This window comes from Amycolatopsis sp. NPDC114484, from assembly GCF_055633755.1.
On sequence record NZ_JBVKDQ010000015.1, the window covers coordinates 184,677 to 209,370 of the forward strand.

The window sequence follows — 24,694 nt, forward strand, 5'->3', positions numbered from 1 at the left end:
TAAGCGACAGTAGCCGCTACCGTCGCTTAAAGCAAATGCTTAGCTTTTAGGAGACATCGTGTCCGACCTGACCCCCGGCGAGGCAGCTCAGCTCGCCGCCCGAGCCGGATTGCCGCTGGACGCCGCCAGACATGCCACCGTCGCCGCCGTGGCCAACCACATCCACTCCGTGGTATCCGTCTTGCGCGACCTGGAGTTCGGCGACACCGAACCGGCTTCCACCTACCGCGCGGAGGACGGTCATGTCGCTCGCTGACCTCACCCTCGCCGAAGCCTCCGCCGCGATCCGGGACCGGAGCGTCTCGCCAGTCGAGCTGGTCGAGGACGTCCTGACCCGCGTCGACGAGGTAGAACCCCGCCTGCACGCCTACGTCACGGTGGACGCGGAGCGCGCCCGCGCCGAAGCCGCGGAACTCGGCCAGATCCGCGGCCGATTGCACGGCATCCCGATGGGCTTGAAGGACCTGATCGACGTAGCCGGAATCGCGACCACCGCCAGTTCCCGGGTCCGCGCCGGACATCGCGCCGAGAAAGACAGCACTGTCGCCGCCCAGCTCAAAGCGGCCGGAGCGGTCCTTCTCGGCAAAACCCACACGCACGAATTCGCTTACGGGCTCACGACTCCGCAGACGCACAACGCCCGCGACCCGTCCCGCGTGGCCGGAGGATCCAGCGGCGGTTCAGCAGTAGCCGTCGCCGCCGGTGCCGCGATGTTCGCCCTCGGCACCGACACCGGCGGCTCGATCCGGGTCCCCGCCGCGCTGAACGGAGTCGTCGGCCTCAAGCCGACCTACGGCGTCATTTCGCGGAACGGCGTGACGTCGCTGTCCTGGTCGCTGGACCACGTCGGCCCGATCACCCGCACCGTCGAGGACGCCGCGCTGGTGCTGTCCGTCCTCATTGGACAATCGTTCCCGACCGGCGACGACCTGTGCGGGCTGCGCATCGGAGTACCCGGCAACTACTACTTCGACCACCTCGACCCGGCGGTGGAAGCCGCGGTCCGCGAAGCCATCGACCACCTCGCCGGGCTTGGCGCCGAGCTGGTCGACGTCGAAATCCCGATGACGCGCTACCTCCAGGCAACACACTGGGGCTTGATGGTCCCCGAAGCCACGGCGTACCACGAACGAAGCCTGCGCACCGTGCCCGACCAGTACGCCGCCGACGTCCGCGTCCTGCTCGAAGCCGGCGAGTTGATGAGCGCGGGGGACTACCTGCGCGCCCAACGCGCCCGCGCCCTGATGCGCGAGGAGTGGACGCGGCTGTTCGAAAAGATCGACGTCCTGGCCGCGCCGACAGTCCCGATGACCGCAGTCCCGGCCGGACAAGAGACGGTCACCTGGTCCGACGGCACCGTCGAAGCGGTCTCGGACGCGTACGTGCGACTGTCGGCCCCAGCGAACATCACCGGTGCACCAGCGTTGACCCTCCCGATCGGCGACGACCTCGACGGGATGCCGATCGGCCTGCAATTGATCGCCCGGCCGCACGGCGAGCCGGTGCTGCTGCGGACCGGCCAAGCCTTGGAACGGACGCGGCTTAAAGTGGCACGGTGAGCCAGAAGCGGATGGTGCGCCCGGGCGGGCGCAGTGCGCGAGTCCAGGAATCGGTGCACGCCGCCGTCCGCGACCTGATCGCCGAATCGGGCCGGGACGCGCTGACCGTGCCCCAGGTCGCGGCGCGCGCGGGCGTCACGCCGTCAACGATCTACCGGCGTTGGGGAGACCTGCAGGAACTCCTGTCCGACGTCGCGGTCGAGCGACTGCGCCCCGAGGCACCGCCGGAGGACCACGGTTCGCTGGCGGAGGACTTGGCGGCGTGGACCGAGCTGTTCCTGGACGAGATGGCCTCGCCTGCGGGCCGGGCCTACATCCGCGACGCGCTGCTCGGCGATCCGGACGGAAGCAACGCCGGGCAGTGCTCGGCTTATGCCGCTGACCAGGTGGAAGTCGTCCTGGCCAGGGCGGTGGCCCGAGGCGAGGCGGCACCGTCGGCGGAAACGGTGATGGACCGGGTGGTGGCGCCGATCATGTACCGGATCCTGTTCCGGCCGGACGGTCTAGACGCCGCTTACGCCCGCCGGTTGGCCGCCGAGGCTCTGGCTTAACCCGGCCGGCCCGCCAGCGCGACCACCGGCTCAGAACCAGTGCACGCAATGCGGCGCGCGATCCGACCGGAACAGCAGATCGGCCCGCCCGGCCGCGTCCTCGTGATGCGCCCGGACGTGACCCGCCCGGACCAGCACGCTCGGCGAAGTCCCGCCGAGATAGATGGATCCCAGATCGCTCACGTTCAGCGACAGGTCGGGCGCGAGGTCCGTCCGCACGCATTCGGCCTTCCCGTCCCGCACCGTCAGCTGGTACCGGTCGTGCTCTTCCAGGAACGGGTCGGTCACGTCGAGGACCAGCGAACCGTCGGTGAACCAGCCGCGCGCGGTCAGTGCGCGCGGGACGTCGAGGATCCGCACCCAGAGCCAGTCGTCGCCGGTCGGCTCGGCCGCGCGCAGATCCGCCAGCTGCCAGCGCAGCGGGTTCCCCGGCGGGAGGTGCCTGAACTTGATCTTCTTGACCAGGTCGTGCCCGAGCAGGAAGCGCGTGAGCGCGGTGAAGGCCGAGTCGTCGACCGCGATGACCTCGTCGACCGTCAGGGTGTCGCCGTCGACCAGGTAGCTCGCGTACCCGTTCGCGACGCCGTCCGCGTCCCGGTGCACGACCAGGTACCGCGGCTCCGGGCCGGTCGGCGGGTGTCCCGCGCCGAGTGACCACCAGCGGTGCGGTCGCGACAACGCACCGGGCTGCGTGCGGCGGTACCGGTCGTAGATCTCCTCCAGAAGCTCCCCGCAGTCGGCGCGCCGGAGCAGCTCGAGCGAGCCGGTCGCGACGCCAGGCCCGCGCGGTGCGGCGAAATCGGTGCGGTGCCGTTCGACGGTCAGCTGTTCGGTGTAGGTCGCCGGTCCGTAGCCGAACCGCCGGTAGATCACCGCTTCGCTGCAGAGCAGGACGGACAGGAACTCCCCGCGGGCGCGGACGTCGGCGAGCTGTTCCTGCATCATCGCGCGGAGCACGCCTTGCCGCCGGTGCGTCGGCAGCACGCCGACGGCGGTCACGCCAGCGGCGGGGACGACTACGTCGCCCGGCAGCGTGAGGTCGAAGGAGTACGCGCCGGTGGTGCCGACTGGCTTCCCGTCCGGGGCGAAGGCGACCAGGCTCCGTTCGCTCTCGAAAGCGCCCAGGACGCCGCTGCCCGCCATGTCCGGCCAATACCGGCCGAAGGCGGCCTGGACGGTGCGGAAGAAGAGGTCGTAGTCGTTGTTGTGCCGGATTTCCATTGCAGGAGGCCCCCAGGAGCTGACGGTGTCTCACCGTATCCCAGCCGCACTCCCGGGGGCAGGCAAGCGATTTACGCCTGAAGCGCTCCCGGCCGGGCGCGCACCTGGAACTTCTGCAGCAGCGCCGCGGCGACGCTCACCGCGATCACCGCCGGTTCCTTCCCGGTCAGCTCGGGGAGCCCGATCGGCGTCGTGATCCGGGACAGTGCCGCCTCGTCGTGGCCGAGGCCGGTGAGGCGCTTCCGGAACCGCGACCACTTCCCGGCGGACCCGATCAGCCCGATCGATCCGCAGGTACCGCTGCGCAGAGCCGCGTCGCACAGTGCGATGTCCTCGGCGTGGTCGTGCGTCATGATCAGCACGTGCGTGCCCGCGGGCAGCTCCGACAGCACAGTCTCCGGCAGCAGCGGAACGTGGTGGACGTGCACGCTGGCCACCGCGTCGTCGAGTACCGCCAGCCGTGCTGGGGCCAGCTGTTCGGGACGGCTGTCGATCAGGTGCAGCGAAACCTCGTGCCGGGCGAGCACCCGCGCCAGCTCCAGGCCGACGTGGCCGACCCCGAAGACCGCCACCGCCGGGCGCACCGGCAGCGGCTCGAACAACAGCGTCATCGTCCCTCCGCAGCATTGCACGCCGTGCTGGTAAGGAGCCTTGTCGGACAACGAAAGCGTCTGCAGCTCGGGCGCGGTCGCGTTGTCCCGCAACAGTTCCCGGGCCCGCTCGATCGCGACGGCCTCGGCGTTGCCGCCGCCGATCGTGCCGTGGCATTCCGCCGGGCCGACCACCATTTTCGCGCCGCCCTCGCGCGGGGTGTGCCCGCGCGAGGACGTCACGGTGACGAGTACACCCGGCAGCCCCGCGTCCCGCAGGTGCTGCACCGCGCTGATCCAATTCACGGCTGGCCCACCAGATCCGGTACCTGCGCCTCGACCACCGGCTCGGCGGTGACCGCGCGGTCGATCGCCCAGAACACGGCCTCCGGCGTCGCAGGGGAAGCCAGGTCGACGCTGTGGCCGGGCTCGCCGAACGCGGCGACCGCCTGCCGCAGCGCTTCCCGCACCGCGAAGGCCAGCATCAACGGCGGTTCGCCGACCGCCTTCGACCCGTAGACCGCGCCTTCTTCCGCGGCGTCGGTCAGCAGCGTGACGTTGAAGACCTCGGGCATCTCCGAAAAGCTCGGCAGCTTGTACGTGCTCGCCGCCTGGGTCGCGAGCCGCCCGCGAGACGGCCGGTCGGACTCGTCCCAGCGCAGGTCTTCCAGGGTCAGCCAGCCCATGCCCTGCACGAACCCGCCCTCGATCTGGCCGATGTCGATCAGCGGGGACAGGCTGTCGCCGACGTCGTGCACGATGTCGACCCGCCGCGTCCGGTACGCGCCGGTGAAGTCGTCCGCCTCGACCTCGGCCAGCGCCGCTCCGTAGGCGAAATACTTGAACGGCGTCCCGCTCATCGTCGCGGAATCCCAGCTCAGGCCCTCGGTCCGGTAGTACCCGGCGGCGGAGAGGTGCACCCGGTCGAAATAGGCCGCGTGCACGAGTTCGTCCCAGCCGAGCTCCTCGCCGGACGGCGTGCGCGCGGCACCGCGGACGATCCGGACTTCGCTTTCCGGCACGCCGAGCTTGCCCGCCGCGACGGTGAGAAGCCGGTCGCGGATCTGCTCGCAGGCGTTCTTGACCGCGCCGCCGTTGAGGTCCGCGCCCGAACTCGCCGCGGTGGCCGACGTGTTCGGCACCTTGTCCGTCCGGGTCGGGGCCAGCCGCACCTTCTCCGGCGGCACGCCCAGCGCGGTCGCGGCCACCTGCAGCATCTTCGTGTGCAGGCCCTGGCCCATTTCGGTGCCGCCGTGGTTGATCAGGACCGAGCCGTCCTTGTACACGTGCACCAGTGCGCCGGCCTGGTTGAACGCGGTGAGGTTGAACGAAATCCCGAACTTCACCGGCGTGATCGCGAGGCCGCGCTTGGAATGCGCGTGTTTCGCGTTGTACGCGGCGATCTCGGCCTGCCGTTTTGCGGCGTCCCCCGAGTCCAGCAGCTGCTGCCAGATCCGGTGGATGCGTTCGGGGTGCCGGACCGGCATCCCGTACGGCGTGTCCTGGCCTTCGGAGTAGAAGTTGCGCCGCCGCAGTTCGGTCGGGTCGATGCCGAGCAGCGGCGCGCAGCGGCCGAGGATGTCCTCGATCACCAGCATGCCCTGCGGGCCGCCGAAGCCGCGGAACGCGGTCTGCGAGGTCTTGTTCGTCTTCGCGATCCGTCCCATCGCGCGGACATGCGGGATCCAGTACGCGTTGTCGACGTGGCACAGCGCGCGGGCGAGCACCGGTTCGGACAGGTCGAGGCTCCAGCCGCCGTCGGCGGTCAGCACGACGTCCAGCGCCTGAAGCTTGCCGTCGGCGTCGAATCCGACGCTCCATTCGGCGTGGAAACCGTGCCGTTTGCCGGTCATCGTCATGTCCTGGGTGCGGGTCAGCCGCAGCCGCACCGGACGTCCGGTGAGCGTCGCGCCGAGCGCGGCGACCGCGGCGTATCCGTGCGGCTGCCATTCCTTGCCGCCGAATCCGCCGCCCATCCGCAGGCTTTGCACGGTGACCTCGTGGCTGTGCTTGCCCAGCACGTGCGCCACGATGTCCTGCGTTTCCGACGGATGCTGCGTGCTGCTCTGCACGAAAACCTGGTCGGACTCGTCCACGTGCGCCAGCGCGCACTGGGTTTCGAGGTAGAAGTGCTCCTGGCCGGCGAAGTCGAACTCGCCGCGGAAGACGTGCGCCGAACCGGCCATCGCCGGGTCGACGTCCCCGCGCGCCACGACTCGCGGCTCGCCCTGGAAACTGCCCGCGGCGATCGCCTCGCCGACCGTCACGAGCGACGGCAGCGCTTCGGTGTCCACCTCGACGGCCGCCGCGCCCAGCCGCGCCGCTTCCAGCGTCTCGCCGAGCACCCAGCACACCGCGTGGCCGAAGAACATCACCTCGGACGGGAACAGCGGTTCGTCGTGGTGCACCCCGGAATCGTTGACCCCCGGGACATCCGCGGCGGTGAGGACGCGGACCACGCCCGGCACGGCTTCGGCGGCTTCGGTGCGGATCGCGAGCACCTTGGCGTGCGCCTCGTTTACCTGTACGGGGTATGCGTGCAGGACGTCTTTCGTGCGAGCGACGAGGTCGTCGGTGTACAGCGCGGTGCCCCGGACGTGCGCCGCGGCGGCTTCGTGCGGCCGGGCGATCCCGATGGACGGGCTTTCCGGGCGGTCGGACAGTGCGCTCATGCCATCGCCTCCTTAACGAGTTTCACGCAGGTCGCTGGGGAGGCGACGGCATGAATAACATTGATTCGCTTGCAAGCTGCGCTCATGCTCGTGCCCCCTCCAAGGAGTCGGCGTGCAGTTTCAGCAGGCTGCGGCCCAAGGTCGCGGCGCGGTAGGCCGCACTCGCGCGGTGGTCGTCCATCGGCGTTCCTTCGCCGCGAAGGATTTCCGCGGCGGCGCGGACGGTTTCCTCGTTCCAGGACTGTCCGACGAGCGCGGCTTCGGTGTCTTTGGCGCGGATCGGCGTCGCGGCGACCCCGCCGAGACCGATCTGCGCGGTGCGCACGAGACCGTCTTCGATGTCCAGCGCGAACGCGACGGCGACGCTGGAAATGTCGTCGAATCGCCGCTTGGCGACCTTGTGGAACGCGGTGGTTCCGGCCAGCGGCAAGGGAATCCGCACGGATCGGATCAGCTCGTCGGCCCGTCGGACGCTCTGCCGGTAACCGGTGAAGTACTCGTCGAGCGGCACCTCGCGGTCTCCGTCCACAGAGGACAGGACAACGCTCGCGCCGAGAGCGAGCAGGACCGGGGCGGAGTCGCCGATCGGCGAGCCGGTGCCGAGATTTCCGCCGAGTGTCGCGGCGTTCCGGATCAGCCGGGACGCGAACTGCGGGATCAGCTGGCTCAGCAGCGGCACCCGGCCGTCGAGGCGGCGGTCCATTTCGGTCAGGCTCAGCCCGGCCCCGATCTCGATCACGTCCGCGCCGAGGTCCAGCGTCTGCAGTTCCGGCACGCGGTCGATGGCGACGACACAGTCCGCCCGGACGCCGCGGATGTTCACCTCGACGCCCCAGTCCGTCGACCCGGCCACGAAAGTCGCGTTTGGACGGTCGCGGCGCAGCCGCAGCGCTTCGGTCCAGCTGGCCGGCCGGAGATAATCCCGTCCCTCGTCATGCAGTTGCGTCGCAACGGGTTCCGGTGCACCGAGGCTTCGCCGCTGCGCCAGCGGATCCTCGGCCGGGGGAGCGCCGAGCGCGTGCGCGGCGTCGCGGATCGGCCGGTATCCGGTGCAGCGGCAGAGGTTTCCGCTCAGCGCGTGGATGTCGAAGCCGTTCGGCGCGTGGTCGTCGCCGGTCGCGTCGCGGTCGCTGCGGTAGTACTCGGCGGCCATGCTGCAGACGAACCCGGGAGTGCAGTAACCGCACTGGGATCCGCCGCGCACGGCCATTTCGTGCTGCACCGGGTGCAAGTCCTCAGTGGACCCGAGACCCTCGGCCGTCCACACCTCCTGCCCGTCCAGCGAACCGACCGGGGCGAGGCACGCGTTGATCGCGACCAGATCTGTCGGGGATTCGACGCCGGGGCGCGCGACCAGGATCGCGCACGCGCCGCATTCGCCTTCGGCGCAGCCCTCCTTGCAACCGGTCAGGCCCTGTCCGCGGAGCCAGTCCAGTGCCGTGGTGTGCACGGGAACGTCGCCGATCGCGGTGCGTTTCCCGTTGACGGTCACCTCGGGGTCGACCATCGGAATTCCTCTCGTCTTTTCTCGGCTGGGTCCACGGCCGCCGACGCGTCGCATCGGCGCGGGTCAGGGGACCGTGGGGAAGTTCGCGGCAACGGGACTCCGGCCCGTGCGCGAGCGCGTACCGAGCGGGAAGACCGCTCAGGGGCGCGTTGGCCAGCCGTGCGCGACGCGCCCCTTGTTCCAGGCGGACTGGCGCGTGCGCTGCCGGAGGTCGGCGAGCTGTCCGGAAGTCAGAAGCATCGCGCACCTCCTCGAGAGCGAACGGAACGGGCGGTGCGGGCACACCGCCGTTGACGAAGCGTAACGCCGGGCGCGGGCGCAGACAAGGGCCGCCGTCGCCCGAAAGGAGACCCAGGACACACTTCCAAATACCCCCAGGGGGTATAAAGTTCGTCGCGTCGCCAGCGAACGAAGGAGAAACCGATGAACGTCAACGGCACCGCACTTTCGACCGGCCAGGTCCAGCTCGGCGTGGTGCGCGCCCCCGCTCGGGCGGGGGAGGACGGCGAGCTTTCGTTCACCGTCGCCACCGCCGGCGGACAGCCGGTAACCGAATACGAGGAGGCGCACGGCAAGCAGTTGCACCTGATCGTGGTTCGCAACGACGGCGCGCATTTCCGGCACCGCCATCCGGTGCTCGACCCGGAAACCGGCGTCTGGGCGATCCCGTGGACTTGGGCGGCGGCAGGCACGTACCGCGTCTTCACCGACCTGACGCCGGCGGGCGGCGAGAGCGCCACGCTGTCGCGGACGGTCGAGGTCGCCGGTGACTATCAGCCGCAGGCCGCGGAACCGGTCGCCACGAGCGCGGTCGACGGCTATGAGGTAACCCTCGACGGCACGCTCAACGCTGGTGCCGGAACGATGCTGACCGCCCGGGTAACCCGCGACGGACAGCCGGTCACCGACCTGGAGCCGTATCTGGGCTCGTTCGGCCACCTGGTCGCACTGCGCCAGGGCGACCTCGCCTACCTGCACATCCACGCGCTCGACGACGGGAAGCCCGGACCGGAGATCCGCTTCCACGCCGAGGCTCCGACGACCGGCCGGTACCTGCTGTACCTGGACTTCCAGGCCGAGGGCGTCGTGCACACCGCGGCGTTCGTTCTCGACGCCGTCTGAGCGGCCGCCGCATGCCGTGCTGCCGTTCCCCTTGAAGAGAAAGCGAAAAACGATGACCACCGCACAAGAAACCCGGCCGAACACCCTCCGCTGGTGGGCGCTCGGACTGATCGCCCTGGCCCAGTTCATGGTGATCATGGATACCTCGATCATCGGCGTCGCGCTGCCGCGCATGCGCGACGCACTCGGATTCACGCCCAGCACGCTGTCCTGGGTCTTCAACGCCTACGTGATCGCCTTCGGCGGCCTGCTGCTGCTAGGCGGACGACTATCGGATTTATTCGGCGCCAGAAAGCTTTTCGCCGCCGGGTGGGCGATCCTCCTGGCCGGTTCGGTGCTCGCCGGTGCTGCCGGGAACGTGCCGATCGAACTCGCTGGCCGGATCGTGCAGGGCGCGGGAGCCGCGCTCATCGCCCCGTCCGCGCTGACGCTGCTGATGATGCTCTTCGGCAGCAGCCCGAAGGAGCTCACGAAAGCCCTTGCGCTGTATGGCGCGGCGGCTCCGGCAGGCGGTACCGCTGGAGTGTTCCTGGGCGGAGTGATCACCGAGTACGTGTCGTGGCCGTGGGTGTTCTATCTCAACGTGCCCATCGCCTTGCTCGCACTGTTCGCCACCCGCGCTGTACTGCCCGGGGGAGCGACCGGAACCCGTGGCACCGTTGATGCTTTCGGCGCGTTGACTGTCACGCTCGGCCTCGGAACGCTGGTGTACGGCATCGTCCGTGCGCCGGAAGCGGGCTGGGCGGCCGCGGAAACCTGGGTCGCGCTCGGCGCCGGTCTTGTGCTGCTGGCCGGTTTCGTGGTCCGGCAAGCGAAAGCCCGCACTCCGCTGATGCGGCTGTCGATCTTCCGAGCCCCGCGGCTCGGCGCGGCGAACCTGGCGCAGGTTTTCCTGGGCGCGGCGTGGATTCCGATGTGGTTCTTCCTGAACCTCTACCTGCAGCAGGTGCTCGGCTTCCGCGCTTTCCCGGCCGGTGCCGCGCTGCTGCCGATGACCGCGCTGATCATGCTGGGCATGATCGCCTTGGCCCCGAGGGTGATCGGCCGGTTCGGCCCGAAGCCGCCGATCGTCGCCGGACTGCTGTTGCTGGCGGCCGGGCTGGGCTGGCTCGCGCTGGTGCGCGCGGACGGCAGCTTCTGGGTGGACGTCCTGCCCGCGTCGCTCGTCGCGGCGCTGGGGATGTCGCTGGCGTTCATCCCGTCGCTCAGCACGGCGATTTCCGCGGCCCGGCCGGAAGAAGGCGGGCTCGCGTCGGGGATCGTGAACACCGGGTATCAGGTGGGTTCTGCGCTGGGACTGGCCGTGATGACCGCGCTGGCGGCCGCTTCGGGCGCGGGTGCGCTCGATGACACGGAGGCGTTGACGAACGGCTACTCGGTCGCTTTCGTCGGCTCGGCCGTGATCGCGCTCGCCGGCGCCATCCTCGCGGCTCTCACCTTCCGCCGCCGGTAAGTCCGTGAAGGGAACCCTGAGGGAATCTGATTCCCTCAGGGTTCCCCTCACGTCACGCCTTGGTCTCGGCGGGCTTCCAGATGCGGGCGTGCAGGCCGACGAACAACAGGACGAACGCGACAGTCAGCAGGATGTGCCCCAGTCCGGCGATCCCGGCGATCGCCGCGCCGGATTCCTTGCCCAGCACGGTGAGCGTGCCGTGCACGACCATCCCGCCGACCGTGACGAGCATTCCGGCGTGGTAGCTCCAGAAGAACGGCGCGAACGACCTCGTCGCCGACAGCGTGAACACCTTGTCCAGCACCAGCACGATCAGGAACACCAGCGTCCCGAGCGCGAGCAGGTGGGTGTGCACAATGGACAGCTGGGGTGTCGCCGGTGAAGTTCTTCGCCTTGGTCAGTTCGCGGTAGTACAACCCGGCGAGCAGGCCGAGGATCGTGTAGATCGCGGCGGCCCAGTAGATCTTCTTCGTCATCGGTTCTCCTCGGCGCCGGCCGTGGCCGGCTGGTGGATCCGTCCGTCGACGACCTCGTGCACCGAGTCGACCCCGTCGAGGTGGGAGCGGTCGTGGGTGACCAGTACGGTTGCCGTCGCCTGTTGGTGCGTGATCGTAGTGAGCAGATCGAGGACCGCCGCGCCGCGGTCGGAGTCGAGCGCGCTCGTCGGCTCGTCGACCAGCAGCACGGCGGGCTCGTTCATCAAGGCGCGCGCGATGTTCACCCGCTGCTGCTGTCCGCCCGAAAGCCGTCCCGGCCGGTGCGTCGCACGATCGGCGAGCCCGACCGCGTCGAGCAGCTCCCGCGCTCGTTTCGCCGCCTCGCCGCGCGGCGTTCCGCTCAGGTGCGCCATGACTTCCAGCTGTTCCATCGCGGTGAGCGACGCGAGCAGATTCGGTTGCTGGAAAACGATCCCGATCTTGGTGCGGCGCAGTTCCGCGAGCGCGGCCCGATCCAGGTCGGTGGTGTCGACGCCGCCGACGACCACGCGTCCGCGATCGGGCCGGATGAGCGTCGCGGCGACGGCCAGCAGGCTCGACTTGCCCGACCCGGACGGTCCGACCACCGCGGCGACACTCCCGGCGGGCACGTGGAGGTCCACCTGGTCGAGCGCGGTCAGGCGGGAATCTCCGTCGGGATAGGTGAGGGTGATGCCGGACAGGTGCAGGCTCATCAGTGCGCTCCGGAGGTGAGGGCGGTCAGCGGGTCGACGGAGGTGATGCGGCGGACCGCCAGCGCGGCGCCGAGCACGCCGAGGACCACCAGCACCGCGGCCGGGCCGAGCAAGGTGCCCGCGCTGAGCACGAACGGCACCGTTCCCGACGCGGCCGCTCCGAGCGCGGCGGCGAGTCCGGTGCCGAGCGCCGTCCCGCCGGCCAGCAGCACGACGGCTTGGCCGAGCGCGTCCCGGAGCAGGTACTTCGTGGTCGCGCCGAGCGCTTTCAGCACCGCGATGTCGCGGCTGCGCTGGATCGTCCACACGGTGAAGAACGCGCCGATCACCAGCGCGGAGATCACGAACAGGAAGCCGCGCATCAGCTGGAGCGAGCCGTTTTCGGCCGAGTAGGAGCCGATCGCGGACAACGCGTCGTCCTTCGTGACGGTGCGGGTGCCGAGGCGCGCGTCGGCCGCGGCGATGTCGGTGGAGTTGTCGGTGGTCACCGCGAGCACTGTCGCGTTTGGACCGTCGAAGTGCGTCCACACGACCGGGAGATGGCTGTACGACGCGTCTCCGGTGACGGCGGCCACGGTGACTTTGTGGCCTTGCAGGGTGAGCTGGTCGCCTTCGCTGGCCTTCAACGCGTCCGCCGCACCCGTGGACAGCACGGCCGTGCCCGGGCTCGAGTTTCGGACCCCGAACGCCGCCAGCGTCGCGGTGCGCTCGCCGACCGCCGCGCTGGCCGTGCTGATCGCGATCGGTTCCGCGCTGGTCACTCCCGGAACGCGGGCGTACTGCTCGGCCTGCTCTTGGGTCACTGTGGACTGTCCAAACGAGAGGGAGCCGCTGCCGGGTTCGGCGAAGACCAGGTGGTCGGCCTTCAACCCGGTGATCGCGGACGTGCTCTGCGCGGCCAGTCCCGCGGTCAGCCCGGACAGCAGTCCGACCAGCAACGTCATCAGCACGACGACGGTCCCCATCAACGCGAACCGCCCTTTGGCGAAGCGCAGATCCCGCCACGCGACGAACATGTGCGTACCTTCCTTTTCGGTTTCGCTGCCCAGCCTCGTCCGAGGCGCGGGCGCGGGCATCGCGCCGCGGTTGGCCTCCCGGGAATCGATGGACGCACTCGCCGCTCAACCTTTCGATTGATGCGGATTCCCGGCGGAGCACGGACAATTGACCGGAGGAGGCTTTTGTGAACCCGCACACCCTCGACCGGCCGTTGCGCGTGCTGCGCGTCTGCCTGCACCTCCTGCTGGCCGGGCTGCTGGTGCTCGCCGTCGCGCGCGCGTTCGCCGACGGTCTGCCGCACGCGCCCGCGGTGCTGGCGGGCGCGCTGGTGATGGGCGGCGTCTACACCGCGGGCCCGCTGCTGCCCCGCGTCGGCCGGTTGCCGGGCGCGACGGCCGGATGGCTGGCCGTGCTGGGCGTCGCGTGGCTCGTGCTGCTGTGGCTCACGCCGGACGGGGTGTGGCTGGCTTTCCCGCTGTACTTCCTGCAAATGCACCTGCTGCCGACGCGCTGGGGCCCGGCCGTCGTCGCGCTGACCACGGTCCTGGCGATCGCCGGTTTCACGCGTCATCAAGGCGGATTCAGCGTCGGCGTGATCATCGGCCCGGCGCTGGGGGCCGCGGTCGCGATCGCGACCGTGCTCGGATACCAGGTGCTCTACCGCGAAAGCGAACAACGACGGCACCTCATCGAGGAGTTGCGCGAGACCCGCAACGACCTCGCCGCGATGGAACACTCCGCCGGAGTCCTGGCCGAACGCGAACGCCTCGCCCGGGAGATCCACGACACGCTGGCGCAGGGCCTTTCGAGCATCCATCTGCTGCTCCGCGCCGCCGAACGCGCCCTGCCGGACCGTCCCGAGGCCGCGGTCCCGCACGTCACGCAGGCCCGGCAAGCCGCGCAGGACAACCTCACCGAAGCCCGCCGCCTCGTCTACGCCCTGGCCCCGGTCGAGCTTGAAGGCGCGTCCTTGCCCGCGGCTCTGGAACGCCTCTGCGCGACGACGCAACAACGTTCCGGCCTGACTGTCCACTTTCACCTCAGCGGTGCCCCGTTCGACGTGCCGACCGCGTACGAGGTCGCCTTGCTGCGCATCGCCCAGTCGGCGCTGGCCAACACCGTCCGGCACGCCGCGGCCGGCCGGGCAGAGCTGACCTTGAGCTATATGGACACGAGCGTCACCCTGGACGCCGTGGACGACGGCATCGGCTTCGACCCGCAGGAAGTACGCAGCGGCAGCGGCTTCGGCCTGCCCGCGATGCGCGCCCGCGCCCGCTCCCTTGGCGGCTCGTGGACGGTGGAATCCTCGCCCGGGAATGGCACCGCGCTGGCCGTGAGCTTCCCCGTGGACCCGCGATGATCCGCCTCCTGCTGGCCGACGACCACCCGGTGGTCCGCGCCGGATTGCGCGCAGTCCTGGAAACCGAGCCGGACCTGGAGGTTGTCGCCGAAGCCTCCTCGGCGGAGGAAGCCGTGCGGTTGGCCGCCGAGGCGGATGTTGTCCTGATGGACCTCCAATTCGGCTCCGGAATGCACGGCTCCGAAGCGACCGCGGAGATCACCGCGGCGGCGAACGCGCCGAAAGTCCTGGTCCTGACGACCTACGACACCGACGGCGACATCCTGGCCGCCATCGAAGCGGGCGCGACCGGGTATCTGCTGAAGGACGCCCCGCCGGAGGACCTCGCCGCCGCGGTGCGGAACGCCGCCGCCGGGCAGACCGTCCTGGCCCCCGCGGTCGCCCATCGGCTGATGAACCGCATGCGCACCCCGGCGGCGGCGCTGTCGCCGCGGGAGATCGAGGTGCTGGGCCTGGTCGCGGACGGGTTGTCGAATCTGGAGATCAGCAAGCGGCTGTTTTTGAGCCAGGCGACGGTGAAATCGCATCTGGTGCACATTTACACGAAACTGGGGGTGGATTCCCGGACGGCGGCGGTGGCGGCGGGGAAGGAGCAGGGGCTGATCCGCCGCTGACGGTTGGTGGCTGGGGTTTCGGCGGTGCGCGCGGGGGTTGCGCTGGCTCGGCTGGCCGAACGGGTGGCATGCGGATGAGTCGTCGCGGGATGGCGTCCGGAGTGCGGTTTGCCGATTGGTTTCCGTCGGCGTCTCGCGCTGAGCTTGATCTGCTGTCGGTTCTCTGTGCGCGGAGTTCGGCTGGTGGGCGGGTGAGTCGTTGCTGTGGGGCGAGCGCCCGGATTGTGGTCGTCGACTGGTTTGGGTCGGCGTCTCGCGTCGAGCTTGGTCTGTTGCCGGTTCTCTGTGCGCGGAGTTCGGCTGGCGTGCGGGTGAGTCGTTGCTGTGGGGCGAGCGCCCGGATTGTGGTCGTCGACTGGTTTTCGTCGGCTCCTGGCTTCGAGCTTGATCTACCGCCCGGTTCTCGGCACCCGCGTGCGGAACTCACGGGCTCGGCGAGTATGCGGACAATCCGCCGCTGCCCGGTGAGCGAACGCCTGGCCTGCAGCCGCCGACTGGGCTCCTCGGCTTCTCACACCAAGCCTGTCCTGCCGCTTGCCGGGTGCATGAGGCAAGGACGGCTGAGCGGGCAACCATGCGAATGAACCGCCGCTGCCGGGCGGACGAGCATCCGGATCGCAGTCGTCGGCCGGTCTTCATCGGCACCCCGCACCGACCCTGTCCTGCAGCCCGCCCCCCCGGGAACCGCCCGCATCATGCGGCAAAGCCGAGCCCGCCACGTCTCCCAGGCCGGACACCCCACCGACTCCGCCCGCTCGTCCCCGCCCCGCGCGCCGCAGGCGGGTGACGAGAGTGGCCTGCTCCGCCCGGACCGGGCGACAATACCCAGGGCCCACCGGGGAGGAGGCGCGCCGATGACTCTGTTCGCGATGGCCGTAGTCCTCCTCGCGGGTCTGGCCGGACCACTCCTGGCCACCCCGAAACGCGCCCGCATCCCGATCGTCGTGGGAGAAATCCTGCTCGGCGTGGCGGTCGGCCGCACCGGGCTCGGCTGGGTGAAGGCCGACGACCCGATCCTCTCGTACGTCGCTTCCGCCGGGTTCGCGCTGGTGATGCTGGTCGCGGGCAGTCACGTGCCGTTGCGGGACTCCGCGTTGCGCGTCGCCGCTGGGCGTGGGGCGTTGCTCTCCGCGTTGGTGGGCGTGTTGTCCGTGCCGGCCGGGTTCGGGGTGGCGGCGCTCGTCGGCACCGGGCACGGGCTGCTTTACGCCGTTCTCCTCGCGTCCAGTTCCGCGGCGTTGGTGATGCCGGTGCTGGACGAGACGAAGCTCGACACTCCGCCCGCGCTGGCCTTGATCGTGCAGGTCGCGATCGCGGACACGGCGTGCATCGTGGCGCTTCCGCTGGCCGCCGCGCCGCACAAGGCCGGGCGGGCGGCGCTCGGGGCGCTCGCGGTCATCGCGGCCGGGGCGGTGTGGTTCGTGGTACTGCGGTGGCTGCATTCCCGCGGTCTCGTCGACAAAGCGCACGACCTCAGCAAGTCCCGGCACTTCGGCCTGGAACTCCGGATCGCGTTGATTGTCCTTTTCGGACTCGCCGGGCTGGCTCAGCTCGTCGGGGTGTCGGTGATGCTGGCCGGGTTCGTCGCGGGGCTCGCGCTGGCCGCAGTGGGCGAGCCGCGGCGGCTTGCCCGGCAGTTGTTCGCGGTGACCGACGGCTTCCTCGGGCCGGTGTTTTTCGTGTGGCTGGGCGCTTCGCTCGATTTGCGCGCGCTCGGCCAGCATCCGGTGATGCTCGTGCTGGCGGCGTTGATCGCGGCCGGTTCGGTCGTGGTGCACGGTGCGACGCGGCTGCTGGGCCAGCCGTTGCCGCTGGCTGTGCTCGCGGGCGCGCAGTTGGGAGTGCCGGTCGCGGCAGTCACGATCGGCACGCGCGAACAATTGCTCGCTCCGGGCGAGGGCGGGGCGATCCTCGCCGCGGCGCTGATCAGCGTCGCGGTGACCGCTTGGGCCGCATCCCGTGCGGTCAAAGAGTTCGAATCGAGGGAGGCGTCATGAAAGAACACTGGAAAGACGAACCGGACGACCACGACTATCCGGCAGCATTCGACTATCTCACCCTCGTCGCGTCCGAGGAGGCGGTGACCGGCCTGGTCGATCAGCTGAAGCGGGCGAAACTGACGCACCGCAAGGCGAAGGACATCCTGCGGGCGAGCAGACTGAAGCTTCTCCCCGAGGACAACGCCCACGTCGCGAAGGACCTCGAGAAGGTCAAGGACGGCAAGGCGCTCTCGCCGGTCCTGCTCGTCCGCGGGCACGGCCACCCCGGTTTCGCGACGGCCGACGACCTGGTCATCGCGGACGGTTACCACCGCGTGTGCGCTTCGTATCATCTGGACGAAAATGCCGACATTCCGTGCAAATTGATTTGATCCCCGTCTGATTCCGAAATGATTGCGAAGGTCAGCCGGTCGTAACGCCTGCCCGCGGTTGTCGATCTTTCGATGCGAGATCGACGAGGCGAGGCGGAGGACGTGGACGAGCGCGACATCGAGAGCCACCCGGACCTGATGGATCCGGAGTGGCGGAGGCACGCCGAGAAAGAAGCCTGGACCGGCCTGCGCCGCCAGCGCGCGACGGCGCGGCGGCGCAGGCTGGCGACCATCTCGGCGGCGGTGGTGCTCGTCGTGGCGGCGGCGGGGTTCTACCTGTGGAAGCGGGGGACGAGCCCGGAGGAGATCGCCGGGAGCAGTCCGGCCGCGCTCGCGCCGGCCACCACCGCGCCCGCGCCCGCCGACCTTCCCTACTCCGGGCACGTCGACCTGAAACGGCCGTTCGACAACACCCCGGCGCAGAACTGGCCCGAGGGCATCGCCGGGCTGACCGTCCCGGCCCCGGCGAAGGTCGGCTCGTTCTCCGCGAAGCAGGTCGGCGACGCGCAGGAACAGGTCAAGCACGCGGTCGCGGTCGCGCAGTTCGACAAGGACGTCCTGGAAGGGCACCATCCGGACGGCTACGTCGGGCTTTTCGCGCCGGACGCCAGGGCGGACCTCCAAGCCAACCCTCAGGATTATGTGATCTACCTGGAGGACGGCACTCACCTCCTGCCCGTGCAGCCGAGGATGTCCGGGAAGATGACGGTGCGGCCAGGCGAGTCCGGAGAGCTGTTCCTGCACGTCTCGTACGTGGCGGCCTACGCCTTCGACCCCGGCAGCCACGTGGTCGAGGGCCCCGGCGACCTGGAACCGTTCGTGCGGGTCGACACCGACTACGTCGTGCGCACCGGTTCGTCCTGGGGGTCGGGCAGCCGCGGCCTGTGGCTGGACAAGTTCAAGGGGTTCTTCACCAGCGTCTCGTGCGTCGCCGCCAAGAAGCGCCTGCTCGCCCCCGCGTTCGCCGATCCGTACTTCACCGGGCCCTCGCTGACTCCGGACCCGGGCCAGTTCGATCCGAACAAACCCGTTCCGGCCAAGGGAAACTGCGAGGAGTGACGACGCCCGGAACCGATCGGGGATTCTCCTGACAGCCGCCGGGACGCCGCCCGGTACCATCACTCCCGATGATCACGAATGTGTCTCGGCGATCCGGTTCCGGCGCCGTCGCCCCGTGGCGGGTCGACGAGGTCGGGCGCAAAGTGCGGCTGCGCGAGGTCCGTCCCGGCGACCAGCGCACCCTCGCCGGATTCGACCGGGACTCCGTGCGCGTCCGGGATCCCCAGGTGGGCGGCTACCGGCACTGGGCGACGCATCGCGGGCACGCCTCCCCGGACGGGTTCCACTTCGCGATCGAGACGCTGCACAACCGGACGCTGGTCGGCTCGGTCTGGGTCGAAACGGACCCGTTCTCCGGCCGGTTCAGCTACGGCGTCGGGGTCGGTCCGCAGCACCGCCGCTGCGGTTACGCCGCCGACGCCGTCGCGCTGCTGCTGGCGTTCATGTTCGAGCGGTGCCGGTACCGGGCGTGCGAGGTGAGCGTCAACGGGAGCAATTTCGCGTCGTTGTCGCTGCACGGCGAGCTGGGCTTCCGCGAAGCGGCCCGGCTCCGTGACGCCGAGTTGCTGCGCGGGGAGATCAAGTACCCGGTCCTGATGAGCATCACCGCGGAGCAGTTCGCCGCGCGGAACCTGGCGCTGGCGGCTCGCGGCTCAGGCCGGTCGTCGTCGCGCGGACGCCATTGGCGGGTCCAGCGTCCCGGACGGCACCGTCGCGTCGCCTACTCCGCCGGCGGCTAGCTCCCATTTCTCCAAGCCCCCAGCGCACCGGTCTGCGACGCTGACCGGGTGATCAAACGCATCATCGCCTACGTCGAAGGCTCCGACGACGCCGAGACCCGCGATTTCTACGTCAACGTCCTCGGCCTCGACGTCGCCATGGACGATCCCGTTCTCGGCCTCCGCGGCGGCGGCGACCCGGCCGCGCAGGTGCTCGTCCTTCCGCCGGGCAGCACCGATCCCTTGCCGCGCTTGGGGATCGACCTCGGCGAACCGGCGGCGGTCGAGCGAGCCCACGCCGAGGCGGTCCGGCGCGGGCTGCGCGTCGTCTATCCGCTCACTGACGAATCCTGGGGCGTGCGACGGTTTTTCGTCGAGGATCCGGGCGGCACGGTGGTCAACGTGCTCGCCCACCTGACAGGCAGTTCGCGCACCGAGTAGAAGATCGCGTTCTCCTTGAACTCCAAGCGATCCAGCGGCACGGCCAGCGCCAGCGTCGGCACCCGGCGGCGCAACGTGGCGTACGCGATCTCCAGCTCCATCCTGGCCAGCGGCGCGCCGAGGCAGAGGTGCCGTCCGTAGCCGAACGCGACGTGGTGGCGCGCGGACCGGCGGACGTCGACCCGGTCGGGATCCGGGAAGGCCAGCGGATCCCGGTTGGCAGTGCTCTTCACCGCGACAATGCCCTCGCCCGCGCGGATCAGCTGCCCGCCGATCTCCAGATCCGCCAAAGCCACGCGCCGCGCTTCGGTGTGCGTGATCGACAGATAGCGCAACAGTTCTTCCACCGGATCGGCTGACAAGTCGTGGAACTGCTCCGGATGCGTCACCAGCACAGCCGTGCCCAGCGCGATCATGGCAGCGGTGGTGTCGTGGCCCGCCACCAGCAGCAGTTGACCCAGCACCGCGATCTCGTGCGGGGTCATCGCCTCGCGTTGTTCGACGGCCAGCTTGCTCAGCAGATCATCGCCCGGCTCGGCGGCTTTCGCGGCGACGAGTTCTTCCAGATAGGCGTTCAGCTCTTCGCTGGCGGCCACCGCGCGCGCCGGGTCGGGGTCGTCCATGACGAGCGTGCGCGCCACGCCCTGGAAGAAGTCGCGGTCGGAGTAAGGGACGCCGAGCAGTTCGCAGATCACCAGCGAGGGGAGCGGCATCGCGAACGCCTCGACCAGATCGGCCGGGTTCGGTCCGGCGAGCATGCGGTCGAGGAGATCGTCGACCAGCTGCTGGATCCGCGGCCGCAGCGCCGCCATTTTCCGCACGGTGAATTCCGGCGCCAGGATCCGCCGCTGCGCGGTGTGCTCCGGCGGATCCATTTGCATCAACGTTTTCATCCGCGCGTCGCGCGCCTTGCTGACCGCGTTGGTGTGCGGAAAACCGGGCTGCGCGACGTCGACGCTGACGCGCGGATCCGCCAGCACCGCGCGGACATCGGCGTACCGGGTGATCAGCCAGGGCTCGCTGCCGTCCCACAGCCGCACCCGCGACACCGGCGCGCGGCTCGTCAATCCGGGCGCGGGGGCGAAGGGGCACCCCGCCGCCCGCGCCATCGGGAACGTTTCGCCGTCGGTCATGTGAGCTCCTCACGTTCGGGGGTTCGGAGCTGAAGCATGGCTTCGCGGGAGGTCCCGGTAATCAGACAAAACAGACGTGAAGCGCGTCACATTTCCGAGCGAGGTGCGGTCAGTCCTCCGCGACGTCGGGCTCCTCGGGCCGTTCGACCACGCTCCACAGGAACGAATGCCTCCGCCCGGTCGGCTCCTCGCGCGCGACGAATTCGTCCAGAAGCGCGTCCAGCCGGGAGCGCAGTTCGGCCGCCGCCTCATCGCTGAGCCGGACCACGCCGCGCCGGGTCTGCTGGATCGAGGCCGGGTCGCTTTCGACCATTTCGGCGCGGTGCGCGTCCAGGGTCGCGAGTTCGACGCGTGCGGTCAGGACGGGATCGCCCGCCTGGTCGAGGTCGAGGTGCCAGGTCCGCCGCGTCGTCCGATACGGCCGCTCCCAGGCGCCGAGGTCGCTCCGGCGGGCCGGTTCGGCGACGAGGAATCCGGCTTCCGCGAGCGCGTGCACCCGGCGCAGCACGGTGGCCGGCGACTCTTCGAGCCGTTTCGCCAGCTGCTGGTTCGTCCGCGCGGTGTCCAGGCAGAGCCGGAGAATCCGCCAGCTCAGCGGGTGGGCGAGCGCGCGCAGGTCGTCGGCGGTCGCCTGGCGCGGGAGACGGTCGTCCATTGACAGCAGCTTAGCCGATTTGCTTCGATGGTATCGATATCAGAAAGTGAAATCACTGGAGGTCGGGTGCGCCGCATCGAGTCGTACGTCGAGCAGTACCGGGAGCGGCACGAGGCGGAGCTCGCCGAATGGATCGGCGTTCCCAGCGTGAGCGCCACCGGCGAGGGCATGGCCGACGCGGCCGCTTTCGCCTGTGCGCTGCTGCGGCGCAGCGGGCTCGAAGCGCGCCAGGTCGAGACCGGCGGCTGGCCGTTGGTGGTGGGGCGCGCGGAAGGCCCGGCGGGCGCTCCGCACGTGGTCATCTACGGCCATTACGACGTACAACCGGCCGGGCCGCTGGTGGCCTGGGACAGTCCGCCGTTCGAGGCCACCATCCGCGACGGCCGGATGTACGGGCGCGGCACGGGGGACAACAAGGGGCAGCATCTCGCGCAACTGCTCGCGTTGCGGGCGCTCGCCGAAACCGGCGAGCTGCCGTGCAGCGTGACCGTGCTGCTCGACGGCGAGGAAGAAATCGGCAGCCCGAACCTGGAGCCTGCGCTCGCGAGCCTGCGCGACGAGTGGAACGCGGACCTCGTGTTGTGGAGCGACGGTCCGGTGCACGACAGCGGCGAGCCGACGGTCAGCCTCGGCGTGCGCGGCGCCGTCCGGTTCGAGATCTGGGTGCACGGCGCGCCCGCGGCCCTGCATTCGGGAAACTGGGGCGGTGTCGGCCCGAATCCGGCGTGGGAACTGGTGTGGCTGCTGTCGACGATGCGTTCGCCGGAAGGCGAGATCCTGGTCAAGGGAATCGCCGACGGCATGGTCCCGCTGAGCCGCTCGGAACGGGAGGCGCTGGACGCGCTGCCGGTCGACGTGCCCGCCGCGCTCGCCGAAGTCGGGCTGGACCGGATGGACGTGCCCGAAGGCGTCGGTTTCAACGACCGGCTCGCCTTGCCGACCTTCAGCATCAACTCGCTGTCCTGTTTGGACGAAGGCGACCACCGCACGGTCATTCCGTCCGTCGCGGTCGCCCGCTGCGACATCCGGACCGTCGGCGGCCAGCGCGCCTCGACAGTCATCGAGGCGTTGCGCGCGCACCTCGCCGAACACCTGCCGCACGCCGAACTGCACGTCCCGGGCGGGCTGATGGAAGCGTCCCGGACGTTGCCGGAATCGCCTTACACCAAGGTGATCACCGACGCGGTCAGCGCGGCTGCCGGCCGTCCGGCGGTGCTGGTGCCCGCGATGGGCGGCAGCCTGCCGATCGCCGCGTTGTCCGACGGCCTCGGGCTGCCGTGCTACGGAATCCCGCTGGCGAACGTCGACGAGCACAACCACGGTCCCAACGAGAATTTCGAACTCGCTCGTTTCCACGCCGGGATCACGGCCGCCGCCAACGTTTTGCTCGAACTGGGCAAGCTCCGCTGAATTCCCGCACATGGTTGCTCCGGGCCGGTGTGCCCGGAGCCGCGATTCACCAATGACGCCGAACCGCTGACGCACCGCCTCGGAGGCGACCATGTCGATTCCCGCCCCGGATTCCCCTGCCACCAAAGACGATCCTCCCGAACAAGCTCCCTCGCCGCGCTCGTCCCGGATCGTGCTGGCGGCCACGATCGGCAACACCCTCGAATGGTTCAGCCTCGGGGCCTACACGTTGTTCGCCGACGTACTGGCGAAACAGTTCTTCCCCGCGAGTGATCCGGCGGTCTCGCTCATGCTGGCTTTCGCCAGCGTCGCGGTCGCGTATCTGATCCGCCCGTTCGGCGGGATGATCCTCGGATCCTACGCCGACCGGGTGGGCCGCAAAGCCGCGCTGGTGGTGTCGATCCGGATCATGGCGGTGGCCTCGCTGCTGATCGCGATCATGCCGAACTACGCGACGATCGGGATCGCGGCCCCGATCGGGCTGGTGTTCGCCAATCTGCTGCAGGGTTTCTCGGCGGGCGGCGAATTCGGCAGCGCGACGGCGTATCTGGTGGAGAGCAACCGGAAACGCCGCGGGTTCATGGGCAGCTGGGGCGCGGCGAGCCAGGGGCTGAGCACGTTGCTGGGCATCGTGTTCGCCGCGGTGCTGAGCGCGGTGCTCACCGACCAGCAGCTCGGGTCGTGGGGCTGGCGGATCCCGTTCGCGTTCGGCCTGCTGATCGCCCCGATCGGCTACTACATCCGGCGGCATGTGGAGGAATCGCCTGCGTTCGAGGAGGAGGCCGCGGAGGCCCCGCTGCGGGAGGTCCTGCGCTCGCAGAAGACCCGCGTCCTGGTCGCGATGGGCGCGATGGCGGTGTCCACCGCGATCAGCTACCTGATCATCTACATGCCGACCTTCGCCATCCGGAACCTCGGACTTCCCAAATCGCTGGCCTTCACCACCACGATCGTCACCCAGATCGTGCTGACCGTCCTCGCGCCGGTGGCCGGGCGCCTGTCCGACCGGACCGGCCGGATCCCGCTGATGGCCACGGCCTGCTCGGTGATGCTGCTGGCGATCTTCCCGCTGTTCCTCGCGCTGAACAGCCAGCCGACGTTCGCGGTGATGACCGCGGTGATGGCCGCGATCGGGCTGGTCAAGGTCTGGTATGTCGGCCCGCTGGGCACGATGATGGCCGACGTCTTCCCGGCCCGGACCCGCGCGACCGGGCTGTCGGTCAGCTACAACATCACGGCTTCGCTTTTCGGCGGTTTCACGCCGTTGGTGGTGATTTGGCTGATTCAGCTCACCGGGAGCAATCTGGCCCCGAGCTATTACGTGATGGTGCTGGCGGTGCTGAGCCTCGGCGCGCTGATGTTCGCCCGGCGGCGGCTGCGGGTGCGCTGAACCGTCCTTTGTGGACTTTGTGGCGAATCGAGTGGCGCGCAACCTTCTGGAAGGTTGCGCGTCATTCTCTCCATAGCCGGACCGCGGGGGTCCGGACGGGGAGGGGTTTGTCATGACTGAGTTGAGAATCCGAAGAGCTGTGCTGGGCGCGGGGGCTCTGGTGCTGATCGCCGCGGGGGTGACGGCCTGCGCCTCGGATCCGGTGGCCGCTGGGGCTCCGAGTTCCGCGCTGGTGCCTGCCACCAGCGAAACTGCGGCACCGGCGACCTCGACGGCGCCGTCGGCGGTGCCCGCCGCGGCTGCCGCCGCGAACCATGCGGCCGTGCCCGCCGCGGCACCGCCCGCGAAGCGTCCGGACGTTGCCGCCAAGCCGTCGCCGACTGTCTATCTGTGCGAGGGCAATGCTGTTACCCGGCCTTCGTGGCTGAACTTGGCTTGTGCGGACCAGAAAATGGGGCTCGATCGGATGCGCTGGTCGGGCTGGGGCTCGGCGACCGCTCACGCCACCGGCAGGTTCTGGCAGTACGACTGCGTACCTGACTGCGCGTCCGGAAAACTGGTTTCGGTTCCGACGTCGGTGACCGTCAGCGGATTGGCCGACGGCCATTACACCCGGTTGCACGTCACCGCGACGCCGGTGCCCGAGGATCCTCGCGACTACCTTCTGACGAAGGCCGGTCCTAGCGCCGCATAGGAC

General features: G+C 69.8%; 24 protein-coding genes and 1 pseudogene. 15 read left to right on the top strand and 10 right to left on the bottom strand.

The window, feature by feature from the left end; genetic code table 11:
• Positions 1-58: 58 nt before the first annotated feature.
• Genes ACZ7SW_RS31605 through ACZ7SW_RS31615 form a run of 3 tightly spaced genes read left to right on the top strand, consistent with a single transcriptional unit; the run spans position 59 to position 2,110 of the window.
• On the top strand, positions 59-256 hold the full coding sequence (locus ACZ7SW_RS31605) for a hypothetical protein (RefSeq protein WP_470234009.1): 198 nt from the start codon (positions 59-61) through the stop codon (positions 254-256).
• On the top strand, positions 243-1,559 hold the full coding sequence (locus tag ACZ7SW_RS31610; RefSeq protein WP_470234010.1) for an amidase: 1,317 nt from the start codon (positions 243-245) through the stop codon (positions 1,557-1,559). The genes ACZ7SW_RS31605 and ACZ7SW_RS31610 overlap by 14 nt, the downstream gene beginning before the upstream one ends.
• Positions 1,556-2,110, top strand: coding sequence for a TetR/AcrR family transcriptional regulator (locus ACZ7SW_RS31615; protein ID WP_470234011.1), 555 nt, complete (start codon positions 1,556-1,558; stop codon positions 2,108-2,110). The genes ACZ7SW_RS31610 and ACZ7SW_RS31615 overlap by 4 nt, the downstream gene beginning before the upstream one ends.
• A 30-nt stretch (positions 2,111-2,140) precedes the next feature.
• Here ACZ7SW_RS31615 and ACZ7SW_RS31620 read toward each other — a convergent pair whose 3' ends face one another.
• The 4 genes from ACZ7SW_RS31620 to ACZ7SW_RS31635 form a co-directional block, all read right to left on the bottom strand.
• The gene (locus ACZ7SW_RS31620; protein WP_470234012.1) at positions 2,141-3,331 is read right to left on the bottom strand and encodes a GNAT family N-acetyltransferase; all 1,191 of its coding nucleotides are present in this window, start codon (positions 3,329-3,331) and stop codon (positions 2,141-2,143) included.
• A 71-nt stretch (positions 3,332-3,402) separates the two neighbouring features.
• Complete coding sequence (xdhC, locus tag ACZ7SW_RS31625; RefSeq protein ID WP_470234013.1) at positions 3,403-4,227, bottom strand: xanthine dehydrogenase accessory protein XdhC; 825 nt, start codon at positions 4,225-4,227, stop codon at positions 3,403-3,405.
• Positions 4,224-6,593 carry a xanthine dehydrogenase molybdopterin binding subunit gene (gene xdhB, locus ACZ7SW_RS31630; protein ID WP_470234014.1) on the bottom strand — a complete coding sequence of 790 codons (2,370 nt, stop codon included), beginning with the start codon at positions 6,591-6,593 and terminating at the stop codon, positions 4,224-4,226. The genes xdhC and xdhB overlap by 4 nt, the downstream gene beginning before the upstream one ends.
• Before the next feature lie 82 nt (positions 6,594-6,675).
• Positions 6,676-8,100 (bottom strand): xanthine dehydrogenase small subunit, encoded by a 1,425-nt coding sequence (locus ACZ7SW_RS31635; RefSeq protein ID WP_470234015.1) that lies wholly within the window; start codon positions 8,098-8,100, stop codon positions 6,676-6,678.
• A gap of 423 nt (positions 8,101-8,523) precedes the next feature.
• Between ACZ7SW_RS31635 and ACZ7SW_RS31640 the strand changes: the two genes are divergently transcribed.
• Positions 8,524-9,222: a hypothetical protein gene (locus ACZ7SW_RS31640; RefSeq protein WP_470234016.1), complete on the top strand. Its 699-nt coding sequence runs from the start codon at positions 8,524-8,526 to the stop codon at positions 9,220-9,222.
• 52 nt (positions 9,223-9,274) lie between these two features.
• Complete coding sequence (locus tag ACZ7SW_RS31645) at positions 9,275-10,675, top strand: MFS transporter (RefSeq protein ID WP_470234017.1); 1,401 nt, start codon at positions 9,275-9,277, stop codon at positions 10,673-10,675.
• A 52-nt stretch (positions 10,676-10,727) separates the two neighbouring features.
• On the opposite strand, the gene ACZ7SW_RS31650 is transcribed toward ACZ7SW_RS31645, so the two are convergent.
• The 4 genes and pseudogenes from ACZ7SW_RS31650 to ACZ7SW_RS31665 form a co-directional block, all read right to left on the bottom strand.
• Positions 10,728-11,030 (bottom strand): DUF2871 family protein, encoded by a 303-nt coding sequence (locus ACZ7SW_RS31650; RefSeq protein WP_470234018.1) that lies wholly within the window; start codon positions 11,028-11,030, stop codon positions 10,728-10,730.
• 58 nt (positions 11,031-11,088) lie between these two features.
• Positions 11,089-11,151, bottom strand: a pseudogene (locus tag ACZ7SW_RS31655) (hypothetical protein); the annotation flags it as partial.
• Entirely contained in the window at positions 11,148-11,846 is a 699-nt protein-coding gene (locus ACZ7SW_RS31660) for an ABC transporter ATP-binding protein (RefSeq protein WP_470234019.1), read from the bottom strand. The pseudogene ACZ7SW_RS31655 and the gene ACZ7SW_RS31660, both read right to left, overlap by 4 nt.
• The gene (locus ACZ7SW_RS31665; protein ID WP_470234020.1) at positions 11,846-12,862 is read right to left on the bottom strand and encodes an ABC transporter permease; all 1,017 of its coding nucleotides are present in this window, start codon (positions 12,860-12,862) and stop codon (positions 11,846-11,848) included. The genes ACZ7SW_RS31660 and ACZ7SW_RS31665 overlap by 1 nt, the downstream gene beginning before the upstream one ends.
• Before the next feature lie 167 nt (positions 12,863-13,029).
• Here ACZ7SW_RS31665 and ACZ7SW_RS31670 point away from each other — a divergent pair, with 167 nt between their 5' ends.
• The 7 genes from ACZ7SW_RS31670 (at position 13,030) to ACZ7SW_RS31700 (ending at position 19,409) form a co-directional block, all read left to right on the top strand.
• Complete coding sequence (locus tag ACZ7SW_RS31670) at positions 13,030-14,205, top strand: sensor histidine kinase (protein WP_470234021.1); 1,176 nt, start codon at positions 13,030-13,032, stop codon at positions 14,203-14,205.
• A complete protein-coding gene (locus tag ACZ7SW_RS31675) occupies positions 14,202-14,819 on the top strand; it encodes a response regulator (protein WP_470234022.1) in 618 nt (205 codons plus the stop codon). The genes ACZ7SW_RS31670 and ACZ7SW_RS31675 overlap by 4 nt, the downstream gene beginning before the upstream one ends.
• Before the next feature lie 854 nt (positions 14,820-15,673).
• Positions 15,674-16,816: a cation:proton antiporter gene (locus ACZ7SW_RS31680; RefSeq protein WP_470234023.1), complete on the top strand. Its 1,143-nt coding sequence runs from the start codon at positions 15,674-15,676 to the stop codon at positions 16,814-16,816.
• Complete coding sequence (locus ACZ7SW_RS31685) at positions 16,813-17,190, top strand: hypothetical protein (protein ID WP_470234024.1); 378 nt, start codon at positions 16,813-16,815, stop codon at positions 17,188-17,190. Before ACZ7SW_RS31680 ends, ACZ7SW_RS31685 begins: the two co-directional genes overlap by 4 nt.
• Before the next feature lie 72 nt (positions 17,191-17,262).
• The gene (locus ACZ7SW_RS31690) at positions 17,263-18,249 is read left to right on the top strand and encodes a hypothetical protein (protein WP_470234025.1); all 987 of its coding nucleotides are present in this window, start codon (positions 17,263-17,265) and stop codon (positions 18,247-18,249) included.
• Positions 18,250-18,392: 143 nt separating this feature from the next.
• Entirely contained in the window at positions 18,393-18,989 is a 597-nt protein-coding gene (locus ACZ7SW_RS31695; protein WP_470234098.1) for a GNAT family N-acetyltransferase, read from the top strand.
• 48 nt (positions 18,990-19,037) lie between these two features.
• Positions 19,038-19,409 (top strand): VOC family protein, encoded by a 372-nt coding sequence (locus tag ACZ7SW_RS31700; RefSeq protein WP_470234026.1) that lies wholly within the window; start codon positions 19,038-19,040, stop codon positions 19,407-19,409.
• Here ACZ7SW_RS31700 and ACZ7SW_RS31705 read toward each other — a convergent pair.
• Entirely contained in the window at positions 19,298-20,542 is a 1,245-nt protein-coding gene (locus tag ACZ7SW_RS31705) for a cytochrome P450 (RefSeq protein WP_470234027.1), read from the bottom strand. The two genes, ACZ7SW_RS31700 and ACZ7SW_RS31705, sit on opposite strands and share 112 nt — an antisense overlap.
• Positions 20,543-20,651: 109 nt before the next feature.
• Positions 20,652-21,197 (bottom strand): ArsR family transcriptional regulator, encoded by a 546-nt coding sequence (locus ACZ7SW_RS31710; RefSeq protein ID WP_470234028.1) that lies wholly within the window; start codon positions 21,195-21,197, stop codon positions 20,652-20,654.
• 66 nt (positions 21,198-21,263) lie between these two features.
• Between ACZ7SW_RS31710 and ACZ7SW_RS31715 the strand changes: the two genes are divergently transcribed.
• The 3 genes from ACZ7SW_RS31715 (at position 21,264) to ACZ7SW_RS31725 (ending at position 24,691) form a co-directional block, all read left to right on the top strand.
• Positions 21,264-22,607, top strand: a complete 1,344-nt coding sequence (locus ACZ7SW_RS31715; RefSeq protein ID WP_470234029.1) for a M20/M25/M40 family metallo-hydrolase — start codon at positions 21,264-21,266, stop codon at positions 22,605-22,607.
• Positions 22,608-22,698: 91 nt separating this feature from the next.
• Positions 22,699-23,997 (top strand): MFS transporter, encoded by a 1,299-nt coding sequence (locus ACZ7SW_RS31720; RefSeq protein WP_470234030.1) that lies wholly within the window; start codon positions 22,699-22,701, stop codon positions 23,995-23,997.
• A 112-nt stretch (positions 23,998-24,109) separates the two neighbouring features.
• Complete coding sequence (locus tag ACZ7SW_RS31725) at positions 24,110-24,691, top strand: hypothetical protein (protein WP_470234031.1); 582 nt, start codon at positions 24,110-24,112, stop codon at positions 24,689-24,691.
• Positions 24,692-24,694 lie beyond the last annotated feature (3 nt).

Coding starts and splice junctions, on each gene's coding strand:
- ACZ7SW_RS31610 (WP_470234010.1), top strand. CDS start 243: ATGTCGCTCGCTGACCTCACCCTCGCCGAAGCCTCCGCCGCGATCCGG.
- ACZ7SW_RS31620 (WP_470234012.1), bottom strand. CDS start 3,331: ATGGAAATCCGGCACAACAACGACTACGACCTCTTCTTCCGCACCGTC.
- xdhB (WP_470234014.1), bottom strand. CDS start 6,593: ATGAGCGCACTGTCCGACCGCCCGGAAAGCCCGTCCATCGGGATCGCC.
- ACZ7SW_RS31635 (WP_470234015.1), bottom strand. CDS start 8,100: ATGGTCGACCCCGAGGTGACCGTCAACGGGAAACGCACCGCGATCGGC.
- ACZ7SW_RS31640 (WP_470234016.1), top strand. CDS start 8,524: ATGAACGTCAACGGCACCGCACTTTCGACCGGCCAGGTCCAGCTCGGC.
- ACZ7SW_RS31645 (WP_470234017.1), top strand. CDS start 9,275: ATGACCACCGCACAAGAAACCCGGCCGAACACCCTCCGCTGGTGGGCG.
- ACZ7SW_RS31660 (WP_470234019.1), bottom strand. CDS start 11,846: ATGAGCCTGCACCTGTCCGGCATCACCCTCACCTATCCCGACGGAGAT.
- ACZ7SW_RS31665 (WP_470234020.1), bottom strand. CDS start 12,862: ATGTTCGTCGCGTGGCGGGATCTGCGCTTCGCCAAAGGGCGGTTCGCG.
- ACZ7SW_RS31675 (WP_470234022.1), top strand. CDS start 14,202: ATGATCCGCCTCCTGCTGGCCGACGACCACCCGGTGGTCCGCGCCGGA.
- ACZ7SW_RS31680 (WP_470234023.1), top strand. CDS start 15,674: ATGACTCTGTTCGCGATGGCCGTAGTCCTCCTCGCGGGTCTGGCCGGA.
- ACZ7SW_RS31685 (WP_470234024.1), top strand. CDS start 16,813: ATGAAAGAACACTGGAAAGACGAACCGGACGACCACGACTATCCGGCA.
- ACZ7SW_RS31690 (WP_470234025.1), top strand. CDS start 17,263: ATGCGAGATCGACGAGGCGAGGCGGAGGACGTGGACGAGCGCGACATC.
- ACZ7SW_RS31705 (WP_470234027.1), bottom strand. CDS start 20,542: ATGACCGACGGCGAAACGTTCCCGATGGCGCGGGCGGCGGGGTGCCCC.
- ACZ7SW_RS31710 (WP_470234028.1), bottom strand. CDS start 21,197: ATGGACGACCGTCTCCCGCGCCAGGCGACCGCCGACGACCTGCGCGCG.
- ACZ7SW_RS31720 (WP_470234030.1), top strand. CDS start 22,699: ATGTCGATTCCCGCCCCGGATTCCCCTGCCACCAAAGACGATCCTCCC.
- ACZ7SW_RS31725 (WP_470234031.1), top strand. CDS start 24,110: ATGACTGAGTTGAGAATCCGAAGAGCTGTGCTGGGCGCGGGGGCTCTG.